Origin of the sequence: Sphingomicrobium marinum (genome assembly GCF_026157105.1) — a bacterium.
In the GTDB taxonomy this organism is placed as follows: Bacteria; Pseudomonadota; Alphaproteobacteria; order Sphingomonadales; family Sphingomonadaceae; genus Sphingomicrobium; species Sphingomicrobium marinum.
This window is the reverse complement of sequence record NZ_JANPVQ010000001.1, coordinates 962,541-976,182: the sequence shown is the minus strand read 5'-3', so window position 1 is coordinate 976,182 and position 13,642 is coordinate 962,541. Positions and strand designations below refer to the sequence as shown.

At 62.1% G+C, this 13,642-nt stretch carries 14 protein-coding genes; 6 read left to right on the top strand and 8 right to left on the bottom strand.

Going from position 1 to position 13,642, the window contains the following annotated elements:
* Positions 1-279: 279 nt before the first annotated feature.
* Positions 280-723, top strand: a complete 444-nt coding sequence (locus NUX07_RS05020; RefSeq protein WP_265529317.1) for a hypothetical protein — start codon at positions 280-282, stop codon at positions 721-723.
* Here the strand turns inward: NUX07_RS05020 and NUX07_RS05015 are convergent, their stop codons facing one another.
* Together NUX07_RS05015 and NUX07_RS05010 are read right to left on the bottom strand one after the other, a co-directional pair.
* Positions 724-1,992 carry a metal-dependent hydrolase family protein gene (locus NUX07_RS05015; RefSeq protein ID WP_265529315.1) on the bottom strand — a complete coding sequence of 423 codons (1,269 nt, stop codon included), beginning with the start codon at positions 1,990-1,992 and terminating at the stop codon, positions 724-726.
* 55 nt (positions 1,993-2,047) lie between these two features.
* Positions 2,048-2,491, bottom strand: coding sequence for a DoxX family protein (locus NUX07_RS05010; RefSeq protein WP_265529314.1), 444 nt, complete (start codon positions 2,489-2,491; stop codon positions 2,048-2,050).
* 129 nt (positions 2,492-2,620) lie between these two features.
* On the opposite strand from NUX07_RS05010, the gene NUX07_RS05005 reads away from it, so the two are divergent.
* Complete coding sequence (locus NUX07_RS05005; protein WP_265529312.1) at positions 2,621-3,232, top strand: DUF4126 domain-containing protein; 612 nt, start codon at positions 2,621-2,623, stop codon at positions 3,230-3,232.
* Here NUX07_RS05005 and NUX07_RS05000 read toward each other — a convergent pair.
* Both NUX07_RS05000 and NUX07_RS04995 read right to left on the bottom strand, forming a co-directional pair.
* Entirely contained in the window at positions 3,229-4,140 is a 912-nt protein-coding gene (locus NUX07_RS05000; RefSeq protein ID WP_265529311.1) for a hypothetical protein, read from the bottom strand. The two genes, NUX07_RS05005 and NUX07_RS05000, sit on opposite strands and share 4 nt — an antisense overlap.
* A 46-nt stretch (positions 4,141-4,186) precedes the next feature.
* Complete coding sequence (locus NUX07_RS04995; RefSeq protein ID WP_265529310.1) at positions 4,187-5,416, bottom strand: polyhydroxyalkanoate depolymerase; 1,230 nt, start codon at positions 5,414-5,416, stop codon at positions 4,187-4,189.
* Between the two features lie 145 nt (positions 5,417-5,561).
* On the opposite strand from NUX07_RS04995, the gene NUX07_RS04990 reads away from it, so the two are divergent.
* The 4 genes from NUX07_RS04990 (at position 5,562) to NUX07_RS04975 (ending at position 11,203) form a co-directional block, all read left to right on the top strand.
* Positions 5,562-7,328: an ABC transporter transmembrane domain-containing protein gene (locus NUX07_RS04990; protein WP_265529309.1), complete on the top strand. Its 1,767-nt coding sequence runs from the start codon at positions 5,562-5,564 to the stop codon at positions 7,326-7,328.
* Between the two features lie 77 nt (positions 7,329-7,405).
* Entirely contained in the window at positions 7,406-7,888 is a 483-nt protein-coding gene (gene msrB / locus NUX07_RS04985) for a peptide-methionine (R)-S-oxide reductase MsrB (RefSeq protein ID WP_265529308.1), read from the top strand.
* A 9-nt stretch (positions 7,889-7,897) separates the two neighbouring features.
* On the top strand, positions 7,898-9,607 hold the full coding sequence (locus tag NUX07_RS04980; protein ID WP_265529307.1) for a cytochrome c biogenesis protein DipZ: 1,710 nt from the start codon (positions 7,898-7,900) through the stop codon (positions 9,605-9,607).
* 93 nt (positions 9,608-9,700) lie between these two features.
* Positions 9,701-11,203 carry a sensor histidine kinase gene (locus tag NUX07_RS04975; RefSeq protein ID WP_265529305.1) on the top strand — a complete coding sequence of 501 codons (1,503 nt, stop codon included), beginning with the start codon at positions 9,701-9,703 and terminating at the stop codon, positions 11,201-11,203.
* A gap of 7 nt (positions 11,204-11,210) precedes the next feature.
* Here NUX07_RS04975 and NUX07_RS04970 read toward each other — a convergent pair whose 3' ends face one another.
* The 4 genes from NUX07_RS04970 to NUX07_RS04955 all read right to left on the bottom strand — a co-directional run bounded on the left by NUX07_RS04970 (position 11,211) and on the right by NUX07_RS04955 (position 13,612).
* Positions 11,211-11,597 (bottom strand): ExbD/TolR family protein, encoded by a 387-nt coding sequence (locus tag NUX07_RS04970; RefSeq protein WP_265529303.1) that lies wholly within the window; start codon positions 11,595-11,597, stop codon positions 11,211-11,213.
* Positions 11,598-11,807: 210 nt separating this feature from the next.
* Entirely contained in the window at positions 11,808-12,236 is a 429-nt protein-coding gene (locus NUX07_RS04965; RefSeq protein ID WP_265529301.1) for an ExbD/TolR family protein, read from the bottom strand.
* Positions 12,237-12,254: 18 nt separating this feature from the next.
* A complete protein-coding gene (locus tag NUX07_RS04960) occupies positions 12,255-12,746 on the bottom strand; it encodes an ExbD/TolR family protein (RefSeq protein ID WP_265529299.1) in 492 nt (163 codons plus the stop codon).
* Between the two features lie 83 nt (positions 12,747-12,829).
* Positions 12,830-13,612, bottom strand: coding sequence for a MotA/TolQ/ExbB proton channel family protein (locus tag NUX07_RS04955; protein ID WP_407696161.1), 783 nt, complete (start codon positions 13,610-13,612; stop codon positions 12,830-12,832).
* Between the last annotated feature and the right edge of the window lie 30 nt (positions 13,613-13,642).

Sequence of the window (13,642 nt, the reverse complement as noted above, 5' to 3'; positions counted from 1 at the left end):
AAAGCGGCCAGCCTGCTCGCCAACTGGCGAGACAGGACTGACGGGGGCAGGCCGCCCTGCCCCCCGCTGCTCAACGCGTCATTGTGACTCCGGCGAAAGCCGGGGACAAGCAATCCAGTCAGCGCGGCTGAATTGCTTCGTCGCAATGCTCCTCGCAATGCCCAAGTAATCGGTTATGCTGCGAATATGAGGAAAGCTGTCTTCGCGATGTTGTTATCGATGGTCCCTGCATCAAGTTTGGCATGCGACACATCACCAGATCTAATGCGTATTCCCGGCATGACCGATGAAGCTGCGGATAAACGCTTCGATTCCTATCGGACGTTTCATGAGATCATGCGTAACTTGCGGGCCGAAGAGGCGGCGCTATCCAAGTCCTTTCAGGTCTATCTTGGTCGAGTGACTAGAGCCAATCCGTTCAATTATCACACCCGCCAGACCGAGTTTACGGTAGAACCGGTATGGCGGGTCAGAGGGCGGCTACCGACCAAGCCTGTGACAATTGAAGAAAGAATTGATCCGGCTTTTGACAACTGCCCATTCAACGGTCGAAGCCCAGTCTACAGCCCCAATGTTGGGGATTTAATTTTTATTTTCGATGCGCCGGGTGACTTACAAACTAAGTACGCGTCAAAGGTTCGCGCCGACGAACTCATCGACGCGCTCAATCAATACATCGTTGCTCAGTTGGTAGCGTCAGGTGAGCTCGAGTTGGACGACTAACTACTCCACCACACTCCCGCGCGCCATCACCCAGTCGACGCTCTCCAGCACGGTCACGTCCGCATAGGGGTCGCCGTCGAAGGCGATGATGTCGGCGCTCATGCCTTCGGCGACGCGGCCGATCTCGTTCTGCATTCCGAGCGCCTCTGCCGCGACCAGCGTCGCGCTTTCGAGCGCCTGGCCGGGTGTCATGCCGGCATCGACCAGCAGCTTGAATTCCATCGCGTTCTGCCCGTGCGGGAAAACGCCGGCATCGGTACCGAAAGCGATCTTGACGCCCATGTCGATCGCGGGCCGGATGGGCTTGCCAACCTGGCTCATCACTTCGCGGATCTTGGCGTTCACCACGGGCGTGTAGCGGCCCTGCGCCATGCCCTGGCGCACACCTTCGAATGCCGCCAGCGTCGGCACGAAATAGCTGCCATTGGCCTTCATCGCGCGCAGCGCGGCGTCATCGGCATAGGTGCCGTGATCGATCGTATCGATGCCCGCGCGCGCCGCCGCTTCGATCCCGCGCGCACCATGTGCATGCGCCGCCACCTTGATGCCGAGCGAATGCGCGGTGTCGGCGATCGATTTCATCTCCGCATCGGTGAAGTGCGCTTCGAGCCCGCGTCCCTGCTGCGAGAGCACCCCGCCCGTCGCGGTGATCTTTATGACGTCGGCGCCGTTCTGGCTCGCCAGCCGCACCTTCTCGGCGCACTCGGTCGGCCCGGTGCAATTGAAACCGTCGTCGAGCAACTCGTTCACCTCGGGCCGGAACCCGTTAACGTCGCCATGCCCGCCAACGATCGCGATACTCGGTCCCGACGCGATGATGCGCGGGCCGACCACATAGCCCTCGGCAATTCCTCGGCGCAGCACGTAAGCGCTCTGCGGCCCCCGTGGCCCCAAGTCGCGCACCGTCGTGAACCCCGATTTCACCGTGATCGCGGCGTTCTTCACACCGACGATGACGCCCCATTCGTCCGGCGTCGTCGCGGCGCGCCAATATTCGCCCGAAGGATCGCCGGTGATGTGGACGTGCATGTCGATCAGCCCGGCCATTACCGTTTTGCCTGTAAGGTCATGGACGTCGCCATTGGCCGGATCGGGTGTTTGCAGCCCTGCGGTGACCGAAACGATGCGATCGCCATCGGTGACGATAGTCGCCGGACCCAACGCGCCTTCGGACGCGTCGGCAATCAGGTTGCCGGCCAGGATGGTATCGGCCTGGGCGGGCGCAGCGATCGCTGCAATCGAAACGGCGGCTAGGAAAAGCTTGTACATGAAAAGAACCCCTTTCGCCGACGATGCTGGCGCGGGATCATTCCGGACGCAAGCCCTAGACGAGTTCTCCGTTTTCGATCGCTTCTTCCTGCTGACGCCGCTTCATGCGGTCGATCGAAAGATGCCCGGCCCCGTTCGACACGATCAGCAGGCAGCCGCCGGCGATAGCGACGTTTTTCCAGAACTGGCCCATCTCGATCGCCGCGGCGCTACCTTCCAGCTCCCACGAATAGGCCAGGTGGAAGATGATGCCCGACAGCAGCGAAAAGCCGGCCAGCAGGAACGCCGCGATGCGTGCCTTATAGCCAATCGTGAGCAGCAAGCCGCCGCCGATCTCGGTGAGAATGACCAACGGCAGGAACAGTTCGGGCACGCCATAACGTTCCATGTACAGCGCCGTGCCGGAATAAAGCTGAATCTTGCGAATGCCGGAAAAAATGAACACCAGCGAGAGCATCAAGCGGGCAACGGGCGAAAGATAATCTCGAAGCTCGTTCATTACGTGGGTCTCCCGTCCTCGTGATCTCAAAGTCATAACCCGTTCTTTTGGGAAACGCCAGATCGCTGGGGTTTGAGGCGAATTTTTGCCTGCTTGCCAGCGCCCGGCACTTGGGCAAAGCTGCGGGGCATGGACGCCGTCGAACTTGTCGCGCTCGCCGCTTCGACCAGCTTGCTTGCCGGTTGGCGGCTGTACCTCGTCACCTTCATCACCGGTCTGGGGATGAAATTCGGCTGGGTCCCGCTACCCGAACAATTGCAGATGCTCGATGCGCTAGCCAATCCGTGGGTGCTGACCATCGCGGGCATCGGGACCTTTGCGGAGTTCTTTGCCGACAAAGTGGCCTGGGTCGACAGCGTCTGGGACACGATCCATTCGCTACTGCGACCGCTGGGCGGCGCGCTGCTGAGTCTTGCCATTATCGACGCGGGAGATCCGGCCTTCCAGATCGCCGCCTTCCTGCTGGGCGGCGGCGCGGCGTTCATGGCGCACACCGGCAAGGCCAGCGCGCGCACGCTCGTCAACGCAAGCCCCGAACCCGTCAGCAATGTCGTGGTCAGCACGGCCGAAGACGTGGCGACCGGAGGCCTGCTCGCACTCGCCATCCTCAACCCGGTCGCTGCCGCCATCGTTGCCGGCCTGATCGTCGCGCTGACCTTCTGGCTGATCATCAAGGCCCGGCGCTTTATCGCCCGGGTGATGGCAAGGCTCGAACCCAGCCGCGACGAGGCCAAGCTTTAGTTGGGCCGCTGTCCGACGCGCCCTTCCCCCGGCGGTCGCATCAGCACACCTTCGCTATCGCCCGGCCCGCGGTTGCGGCCCTCGTTGACGGCATCGCGGCGGAGGAATTCCTTCATGCGCACGTTCGACACGTCCTTGCCAATGCGCCAAGCAACCACTGGGGTGACGTAGGCAGAGCGAATGGGCTGACCATCGGCACCGGTCGCCGGCTTGAAAGTTGCGCGCTCACGGATCAGCCCGCAGCTTCGCGCGACGAACAGCGCGTCCCCGGCGAAACTGAGCAGCGAACAATCGGCAACCTTGCCCTCTTCATCGAGCAGCAGCAGCGCACGGAATACACTCTCGCTATCGCGATCGGCGGCAAGTAGCGGCCAGTCATCGTCGCGCAGCACGTCGACCGAGCCTTCCGCCGGTGTCACCGCACCGTCCATGTTGTAATAGTCGCCCAGCATCGCCTGGCATTGCTCGAGCGCTTCGACGACCTTGGCCGTCTGGGTTAGCGCGAGTGAATGGACGATTTGACCGAACCGCAGATCGACTTGCTCGGCTGCACCTAGTGCGGCTAGGCCGTCGCCATACCATGTCGTTACCGTCCGGCCCGCATCGGCGTCACCATAACGAATGGCGGGCACCGAAGTCTGCGTACCGCCTGCGCTGATGACCCCTTCGCCCGACAGCGGCTCGGCAACCTCGCCGTCCTCGATCAAGGCAAGTTCGTAGCGATCACCGATTGCGTAGCGCTTGAGAACCAGATGGGCGCCGTCAGTTTCGCCGCCATATTTGCGCAGCGCGACGCAACCTGTTTGGCCGAAATCGACTTGCCACTTGCTGGCCGGTTGCAGCGGCTGCACCGCGTGGCCGGTCGACGAGACCATCAGCGCCATCGTGCCTAAGACCAATCGCAGCATGCGCACATTCTCCCGCGGTTACCCGAAGCCCTATCGAGACGCGTGCTCAGCTGTGCTTGGCAATGAACTCCTCGACGACGGGGGCGATCATCGTGCGCCATTTGCCGCCGTTGAAGATGCCGTAATGGCCGACACCTTCGGCCATGTAATATTGCTTTTTGGACTCGGGCAGCTTGTCGGCGAGCGTTAGCGCCGCCTTGGTCTGGCCGAGGCCCGAAATATCGTCGCGTTCGCCCTCGATGGCCAGCAGCGCAGTGTCCTTGATTTCGTGCGGATCGACCAGTTCGCCCTGGTGCGTATATTCGCCCTTGGGCATCAGGTGCCGCTGGAACACGGCGTCGATCGTCTGGAGGTAGAATTCGGCGGTCATATCCGCGACCGAGCGATATTCCTCGTAGAATTCCTGCGTCTTCTTGGCGCTTTCATCATCGCCTTCGACGAGATGTTTGAACATCTCCCAATGGCTCATCATGTGGCTGCCAAGGTTCATCGTCATGAAGCCGGTCAGCTGGAGAAAACCGGGATAAACCTTCCGTCCGGCGCCCGCGTAGAGATAGGGCACCGTCGCGATGACATTCTGCTGGAACCAGGCGTGCGGGCGCTGGGTCGCGAGCGTGTTGACCGCGGTCGGTGCCTCGCGCGTGTCGATCGGTCCGCCCATCATGGTCAGCGTCTTGGGTTTGCCCGGATTGCCATCGGCGTTCATCAGCGCGGTGGCGGCATAGGCCGGTACCGACGGCTGGCACACCGCCAGCACGTGCGGACGGTCACCCGTTTCGGTCGCGATATGATCGCAAAATTCGATCAGGTAATCGACATAGGAATCGAGGTCGAAATGCCCCTCCGACAGCGGCACGTTCTTCGCATCGTGCCAATCGGTAATGTAGACATCGTGGCCGGGCAGCATGCGCTCGACCGTGCCGCGCAATAGCGTCGCGAAGTGCCCGCTCATCGGCGCGACGATCAGCAATTTTTCCTGCTTTACCTTCGATTTCTTGCGGAAATGCAGCAGGTCGCCAAACGGCTTCCTGATCGCGATATCTTCGTCGACCGCGATCGTCTTGCCGGCAACGACCGTCTCGTGAATGCCGAATTCGGGCTTGCCGCGCGGGGCGCTGGCATGGGCAAAAACATCGAGGCCCGCCGCAACGACGGGCCCCATGCCGAGATAGGAAAGCGGGTTGGCGGGGTTGGACATCCAACCGGCGCCAAGGCCGGCAAGCTTGCTGGCGCTCGTTAAAAAGCTCTTTTGTACTTCGTACGCGTCGTAAAGCATGGACGTAATCAAATCCTCGGGATGAATGGGAAGTTATCTGCACCGTGCGCTCGGTCAACGCGCATCGCAACCCCCTTGTTGCATTGCGACAAGGCGCGAGACAGCGATTGAGGCCCGCGCGTCACACTGCTAGGCGTCCGTCACGATGAAAGCCGATCCCCCGCCCAAACGCAGCCTATCCAACCTTGCGATGGTATTTTCGCGGGTCGCCAAATATCCCGGCCATCTTGCTGCAGCCGCGCTGTTCCTGTTTATCGCCGCGGCGGCGACGCTGGGCGTTCCTTACGCTTTCAAGCTCATCATCGACCGCGGTTTTGCCGGTGACGGCGATATCGACCGCTGGTTTCAGTATCTGATGCTGCTGGTCATCATCATGGCCATCGCTACCTCGCTGCGCTTCTACTTCGTCAGCTGGCTGGGCGAGCGCGTCGTCGCCGACATACGCCTTGCCGTGCATCGCAACCTGCTGCGCCTTTCGCCAGGCTATTTCGAGGAAAACCGCCCGGCCGAGATCACCAGCCGCATCACGGTCGACACCACGGTCATCCAGCAGGTGGTCGGCACCTCGTTGTCGGTCGCCCTGCGCAACGTCGTCATCGCCATCGGCGGGACAATCATGATGTTTCTGCTGGCGCCTTCGCTCGCCGTGCTGATCCTGCTCGGCATTCCGGTCATTATCGTGCCAATGACGGTGATCGGCCGGCGCGTGCGCGCGGTATCGGTCGACAGCCAGGATCGCATCGCCGACGTTTCGACCATCACTTCCGAAGTACTCGGCGCGATGAAGATCGTCCTCGCCTTCGGGCAGCAGGATCGCGAGGCTGCCCGCTTCTCCGATGCGACCGAGACCGTGTTCAAGGTCGCCAAGCGGCGTATCTTCCTGCGCGCGCTGCTGACCGCTTTCCTGATTGCCGCCATGTTCGCAGCGATCACGGGCATCATCTGGTCGGGCGCGCACCAGGCTGCCGAAGGAGCGATCAGCGGCGGTACCATCACCGCCTTCGTCCTTGTGGGCGGGCTGGTCGCCGGCGCATTCGGCGCCCTGAGCGAAGTTTATGGCGAGCTGCTGCGCGGCGCCGGCGCATCACAGCGCCTCGCCCAGCTGATGGCAGAACGGCCCGATATCACCGCACCCAACAAGCCGATCCCGCTGCCCACCCCGGGTGAAGGACGCCTCGTTTTCGAAGACGTCACTTTTTCCTACCCGACGCGCCTGACCGACACCGCGCTTGCCGACTTCAACCTGGAAGTACGGCCCAACGAATTGCTCGCGGTCGTGGGCCCTTCGGGGGCGGGCAAGACCACGTTGTTCCAGCTCGCCCAGCGATTTTACGATCCGCAGGCGGGCCGCGTGCTTTTGGACGGCGTCGACGTCAAGAAGGCCGATCCCGAAGACCTGCGCCGCCACATGGCGATGGTCCCGCAGGAAGTCATGATCTTCGCTGCCAGCGCGCGCGACAATCTGCGCTACGGCCGCTGGGATGCAAGCGAGGAGGAAATTTGGGAAGCCGCCCGCGCCGCTCATGCCGAAGACTTCCTTCGCGCGCTTCCTGAAGGTCTCGATACCTTCCTTGGCGAAGGCGGCGCGCGCCTATCAGGTGGCCAACGCCAGCGTCTCGCGATTGCGCGCGCGCTGCTGCGCAAGGACGCCCCCTTGCTTCTCCTCGATGAGGCTACCAGCGCGCTCGATGCCGAAAGCGAAGCCAAGGTGCAGGCCGCGCTCGACGCGCTCATGGGCCAACGCACCACCATCGTGATCGCACACCGCCTCGCCACGGTGCGTGCCGCCGATCGCATCATCGTGATGGATGGCGGACGCATCGTCGAAAGCGGCACGCACAGCGATCTGCAGGCCGCAGGCGGTCTCTACAGCCGTTTGGCCAGCCTTCAATTCGACGGCATGGGCGCGTAACTTACTCCCTGTTTCCAACGAAGTAGTGGATGAGCGGCGCTTAGCGCGGCTTACGCACCTTGGGAGAATAGACGCACATGCTCAGTCGCCGAACCTTTGCCGGAAGCGCCATCGCCGCCATCGCGGCCGGGCTGGCCGCGCCGGCGTTCGCCAACCCTCACGCCAAGGGATCATTCCGCGTGACCAAGAGCGCAACTCACTGGAAAAGGCAACTCGGCCCCGAACGATTTCGCATCCTGCGCAAGGCTGGGACCGAGCGTCCTTATTCTAGCCCGCTAAACAATGAGAAGCGTTTCGGTACATATGTCTGCGCGGGCTGCGAAAACCCGCTGTTCTCCTCGCTCACCAAATATGACAGCCGGACCGGCTGGCCGAGCTTCTACCGCGAACTTGCAGGCGCCGTCGGCTATGCCCGCGATACCTCGCTCTTCATGGTGCGCACCGAAGAACATTGCGCCCGTTGCGGTGGGCATCTCGGCCATGTCTTCGATGACGGGCCGCAGCCAACCGGCAAGCGCCACTGCATCAACGGCCTGTCGCTCGCGTTCAAGCCCGCCTAACCCCGAAACATGCTGCTGTTCCTGCTCGCCTATCTGGGCGGTGTGCTCACCATCCTCAGCCCCTGCATCCTGCCGGTATTGCCCTTCGTCTTCGCGCGCGCCGACCGCCCGTTCCTGACCAACGGCCTGCCGCTGCTGGCGGGAATGGCGATTACCTTCAGCCTGATAGCAGGTCTTGCCGCGGCTGGCGGCGAGCTCGCCATTACCGTCAACAGCGTGGGGCGCATCGTGGCCATGGTGATGCTTGCCTTTTTCGCGATGCTGCTGATCTTTCCCAGCGTGTCGGACCGCGTCATGGCCCCCTTCGCGCGGCTCGGCGACAAGCTCGCGCAGCGCGCGGAGGGCAAGGAGGGTCTTGGCTCCTCGTTGCTGCTCGGCGTGGCTACCGGGCTCCTCTGGGCGCCCTGCGCGGGCCCGATCCTGGGCCTCATCCTTACCGGTGCCGCGCTGTCGGGTGCCAGTGCCACCACTGCTTTGCTGTTGCTTGCCTACGGGCTGGGCGCGGCCACCAGCCTTGCCATCGCGCTCCTGGCGGGCGGCAAGGTTTTCAACGCGATGAAGCGTTCGATGTCGGGCGGGCAGAACGTGAAGCGTTTCCTCGGCGTGCTCATCCTTGTCGGTGTCGCTGCGATCGCGACCGGGTTCGACACCCGCGTTCTCGCCCGCATCTCTGGCCCGCAGACCGCCAGCTTCGAGCAGGGCCTCGCCAACGCGCTAGGGCTCGACAATCGCGACCTCACGACCAAAACCGCAGGAGGCATGCTGCCCGACGAGGGGCCCTGGCCCGGCCTCGACGGCGGCACGCGTTGGCTCAATGGGAAAGCCCCCGATCTCGAGGGCAAGGTCGTGCTGATCGACTTCTGGACCTACAGCTGCATCAACTGCATCCGCGCGGTCCCTTTCGTGCAGGATTGGCACGAAAAATATGCCGACGACGGGCTCGTGATCATCGGTGTCCACAGCCCCGAATTCGCTTTCGAAAAGGACATCGGCAACGTCGAGCAGGCGATCGCCGACTATGGCATCACCTATCCGGTGCTGGTCGACAACGACAAGAATGTCTGGCGCGCCTTCGAAAATCGCTACTGGCCCGCGCATTACCTGCGCGATGCGCAGGGCCGGCTGCGCTATCACCATTTCGGCGAAGGCAAGTACGAGATCACCGAAAGCGCCATCCGCGCGCTACTCGCCGAAGCGGGCGCTGCGGGTATCATCGCCGACAGCGATGGTCCCGACCTAACCGGCAACCGCGTCCAGGCCGATTTTGCCAACGTTTATTCGCCCGAAACCTATCTGGGTTGGGGACGCACCGAAAACTTCGTGAGCCCGCAAGGTGTGACGCGCGGCACCGCTACGCGTTTCACCGCGCCTGCTACGCTTGAACGCAACCAATGGGCGCTTTCGGGCACTTGGACGATGACCCGCGAACATAGTCGCAGCGAAACGCCGGGCGGGGCCATCGCGATGAATATTCGCGCCCGCGATGTGAACCTCGTGCTGGGAAGCCGCGCCGGCCAGCCCATACGCGCCCGCGTGACGCTGGACGGCAAGCCCCCGGGCAAGGACGCCGGTGTAGATGTGGCGCCCGATGGCACGGTCACCATCGATAGTCACCGTCTCTACCAGCTGGTGCGCCACCAGAATGGCGAGCAGATCCGCCAATTCCGTATCGAATTTTTCGATCCGGGCGTAGAGGCCTACGCTTTCACTTTCGGATAGTCCTCACGAAGCTGCTGTTTTTTGCGCGCTGGTTGCGTTGCGATTCCGCAATGGACTCTCTTCGATCCTGCACTTACGGCTTGATCGGTGAGCGTGATTGAACAGTTTGAGCCTTGGCTCGATACGATGCTCGATGCGGTCGTGGTAATGCAGCCTGACGGCCGCATCTCTGCATGGAACCGCGCGGCGACGCTTACCTTTGGCCACGAGCCCGATGACGCCATCGGCCAAATGCTCGGAGATCTGATTGTACCGCCCGCGATGCGCGATGCGCATCGCGACGGTTTGGCCCGCGTCAACGAGGGCGGCGACCCCCACGTTCTCGACAAGTTACTCGAACTGTCTGCCATCCATCAGGACGGGCATGAATTTCCCTGCGAACTTTCCATCACGCGGATCTCCGATGGGGTCGAATGGGCATATATCGGGTTCCTGCGCGACATCACCGTGCGCGTCGAGCGCGATCGCGACCGCGAACGGCAACTCGCCCAGACACGCCGCCTGCTCGACGTAGCGCTGCAAGCATCAACCGGCACTTCGGTCGACGAGTTCACACGCATGGCGCTCGAAGCCGTCGTCGATCTCACCGGCTGGGAACTCGGGCATAGCTATCTCGTCACGCCTGACGGGCAAGGCCTCGAAAGCCATGTCTGGGCGGGCGATGTCGAGACTCATGCGGAGTTCGTAGAACAAAGCGAGGGCTTCGATTTCCCCTACGGCGTCGGCGCCCCCGGAAAGGCTCTCGCGACTTCGTTGCCGCAATTCGTCAGCGATACCGACGAAGACGAGGAATTCCTGCGGCGCGGGCTTGGCTTTCGCGCCGCATTCGCTTTTCCGGTCAAGGCCGATGATCGCACCGCCGCGGTCATCGAATTTCTCAGCCTCCAACCTTCTCAACCCGATCCGCAGCTTTTCGAGCTGGCGCGCATCTTCGGCGCCCAGATCGGCCGCGTGATCGAACGCGACAACCATCAGCGGCGCCAGCAATTGCTCGTTGGCGAGCTCCAGCATCGCACGCGCAATCTTCTCTCGATCGCCAATGCCATTGCGCACCAAAGCTTGCGGGGCATACCCGACATCGACGATCGCCTGGCATCGCTGGGGGCGCGTCTCGAACAGCTCGGCCGGGCCAATCGCCTTCTTGCCGGGCATGACGTAGACCAGGGCCATCTTGACCAGTTGGTCAAGGATGCACTCGACGGCTGCGGTGCCGACCCCGCCCGCTACGAGGTTGAAGGCGAACCTATCGAGCTGTCGGCATCGGTAGGCATGATGATGGCCCTCGCCATTCACGAGTTGGGAACCAACGCGCATAAATATGGCGCTTTTTCCAACGCCAAGGGCCGCGTGTCCATCCGCTGGAGCCGGGATGGCGACACGTTCGATTTCGAATGGCGCGAGACGGGCGGCCCCAAGGTGGAAGCACCGACCACTTCAGGGTTCGGCAGCAACATTTTTGTCCGGGGCGTGGAAGGCGAAACCGGCGGCACCGTGACCCTCGAATACGCCCCGAGCGGCCTCGTCTACCGCCTTGCGGGCGCGCGTCCCGGGCGCAAGTGTGATGAGAATCCCGAGACGTCCGCTCGCACACGGTAGACTGTAATTAGAATTCGGACTCGTACTTTTCGTTGCCGACGAAGCCGAGCTTGTCGACACCGGCACGGCGTATCATCGCCATGACCTCGTCGACGCGTGCATAACGCGCCTCGGCATCGGGGCGGAAATGCAACTCGGCATCGGGGGCCAGTTGCGGCGTCAGTTCGAGCAATGTCCGTAGTTCGTCGTCACTGACCGATTTGGCGTTCCAATAAGCCTGCCCGTCTGCATCCAGCAGCAATGCATTGCGAAGCGGTTCCAAGTCGGCAACCGGCGGTGGTCCCGCCGGAAGGTCGAGCGCCACCTTATGCGTTTGGATCGGAATGGTGATGATGAACATGATCAGAAGCACCAGCATGACGTCGATCAGCGGGGTTGTGTTGAGGTCGCTCATCGGTAGCTCGGTCGCGCCTTCCCCAATTGATTGCCTGCTTGTCACCATTTCATCTCTCCTGCCAACCATGCTCCAACGCCAATTCGACACTTAGAATGATACGTTATACCATATGGTGGCATATTGCTAGCCCAACGAAAAAGGGCGGCCCGCGAAGGCCGCCCTTTATTGTGCGCGACGCCATCTGACGACGCAGCATTGTAGGTTCGCTTAGAACTCCGATCCGTAGGCTTCGTTGCCGACAAATCCCATCTTTTCGACCTGGGCACGCTTGGTGACAGCCAGGACTTCGTCCACCGTTTCGTAGCGCGCGTTCGGCTCCGGCTGGAGGTGAAGTTCGGGCGTCGGCACCAGTTGCTGCGACACGTCGAGATACTGGCGCAGCTGCACCAGGTTCACCGGGCTGCCGTTCCACAGGATGGCGTCCTGCGAGGTCACGACGATCTTGTTCTTCACAGGATCGACCGGCGGCGGCGTGTTGTCACCGCTGTCCTGCGGCAGGTCCAGCTTCACCGCGTGCGTTTGCACGGGGATGGTGATGATGAACATGATGAGGAGCACCAGCATGACGTCGATCAACGGCGTCGTGTTGATGTCCATCATCGGATCTTCATCACTACCCCCAGAAGAAATAGCCATGGTTGCTTGTCCTTTCCTTTAGCGGCGCGCGACCGTGGTACCGGCAGGCGGCTCGCTGATGAAGCCGACGCGGGCAAAACCGGCGCGCTGCATCGTGAAGATGGCGCCGCCAATGCATTTGTACGGCGTATCGATGTCGCCGCGGATATGCGCTTCGGGCATATTTTCCTCGGTGATGTTTTCGACACCGCCAGCGGCTTCGATCGCTTCTTCCAGCTTGCTCACGGCGCGGTCGAGCAATTCTTCCGAATTGACCTGGGTCAGACCCCAATAGACCTCGCACCCGCCACCGTCACTACCGCGGACCGAAAGGTTCACGTTTTCAGGCTTGGTAATGGTCGGTTCGTACTGCACTTCTGGCAGGCGCACCGGGACCGTTTCGAGCACGACAGGGATGGCGATGAGGAAGATGATCAGGAGCACCAGCATGACGTCCACGAGGGGCGTCGTGTTGATGTCCGACATCGGAGTTTCTTCGTCGCCGTCTAGTGCTGCACTACTGATAGCCATATGGCTGCTTCCTTAACTTGATGTCAGCGTCGTTCGATCCGGGAGCGCCCATGATCGGGCACGCCCGGATCGCACGAAAGGCCTTAGCTGGGCTTCGGCGCGTTGCGGGTTGCCGCAGCGGCACCCGGCGCGGTCGTGGCCGGCTTGGCAGTCGCGGTCTTGGCAGGCGCACCAAGCGCCGGCTTCACGCGGCCATCGCTCATCATGTAACCATGAAGGTCGGTCGTGAAGGCCGAGAGATCTTCCATGATGGCCTTGTTGCGACGCTGCAGCCAGTTGAAGGCCATAACCGCCGGAACGGCGACGACCAGACCGAGCGCGGTCATGATCAGGGCTTCACCGACCGGGCCGGCAACGGCATCGATCGAGGCCTGGCCCGACGCGCCGATCTTGATGAGCGCGCGGTAGATGCCGACAACGGTACCGAACAGGCCGATGAACGGCGCGGTCGCACCTGTCGTGGCGAGGAAGGCGAGGCCTTCCTGGAGACGGTTGCCGATGGCATTCTTCGAACGTTCGAGCGAACCATGCAGCCAGTCATGCTGCTCGACCGGATCGGTCAGCTTGCCGTGCTGGTCCATGGCGAGGACGGCGTCTTCGGTGATCGCGCGATAGGCGCTCTTCTTTTCCAGCTTCGTGGCGGCTTCCTTGAGGCTGCCGGCGTTCCAGAAGTTGGCGCGCACCTTGTTGGCCTGCGCCATGATCTTGTTCTGCTGCAGGAGCTTGGTGAACAGGATGTAGAAGGTGAAGATCGACATGCCGACGAGGATGCCGAAGGTCGCCCATGCGATCGGGCCGCCTTCTTCCAGCGCGGCTTTGATGCCGTAGGGGTTTTCTTCAGCTGCCGGTGCGGCGGCGAGGAGCATGTAAAGGATGTTGGACATAGAATGTGCTTC

Excerpts from the sequence above, each read along its gene's own strand:
- NUX07_RS05010 (WP_265529314.1), bottom strand. The coding sequence starts at position 2,491 with ATGAACGAGCTTCGAGATTATCTTTCGCCCGTTGCCCGCTTGATGCTC.
- NUX07_RS04980 (WP_265529307.1), top strand. The coding sequence starts at position 7,898 with ATGCTGCTGTTCCTGCTCGCCTATCTGGGCGGTGTGCTCACCATCCTC.
- NUX07_RS04990 (WP_265529309.1), top strand. The coding sequence starts at position 5,562 with ATGAAAGCCGATCCCCCGCCCAAACGCAGCCTATCCAACCTTGCGATG.
- NUX07_RS04955 (WP_407696161.1), bottom strand. The coding sequence starts at position 13,612 with ATGCTCCTCGCCGCCGCACCGGCAGCTGAAGAAAACCCCTACGGCATC.
- NUX07_RS04960 (WP_265529299.1), bottom strand. The coding sequence starts at position 12,746 with ATGGCTATCAGTAGTGCAGCACTAGACGGCGACGAAGAAACTCCGATG.
- NUX07_RS05000 (WP_265529311.1), bottom strand. The coding sequence starts at position 4,140 with ATGCTGCGATTGGTCTTAGGCACGATGGCGCTGATGGTCTCGTCGACC.
- msrB (WP_265529308.1), top strand. The coding sequence starts at position 7,406 with ATGCTCAGTCGCCGAACCTTTGCCGGAAGCGCCATCGCCGCCATCGCG.
- NUX07_RS04965 (WP_265529301.1), bottom strand. The coding sequence starts at position 12,236 with ATGGCTATTTCTTCTGGGGGTAGTGATGAAGATCCGATGATGGACATC.
- NUX07_RS05005 (WP_265529312.1), top strand. The coding sequence starts at position 2,621 with ATGGACGCCGTCGAACTTGTCGCGCTCGCCGCTTCGACCAGCTTGCTT.
- NUX07_RS05015 (WP_265529315.1), bottom strand. The coding sequence starts at position 1,992 with ATGTACAAGCTTTTCCTAGCCGCCGTTTCGATTGCAGCGATCGCTGCG.
- NUX07_RS04995 (WP_265529310.1), bottom strand. The coding sequence starts at position 5,416 with ATGCTTTACGACGCGTACGAAGTACAAAAGAGCTTTTTAACGAGCGCC.
- NUX07_RS05020 (WP_265529317.1), top strand. The coding sequence starts at position 280 with ATGACCGATGAAGCTGCGGATAAACGCTTCGATTCCTATCGGACGTTT.
- NUX07_RS04970 (WP_265529303.1), bottom strand. The coding sequence starts at position 11,597 with ATGAGCGACCTCAACACAACCCCGCTGATCGACGTCATGCTGGTGCTT.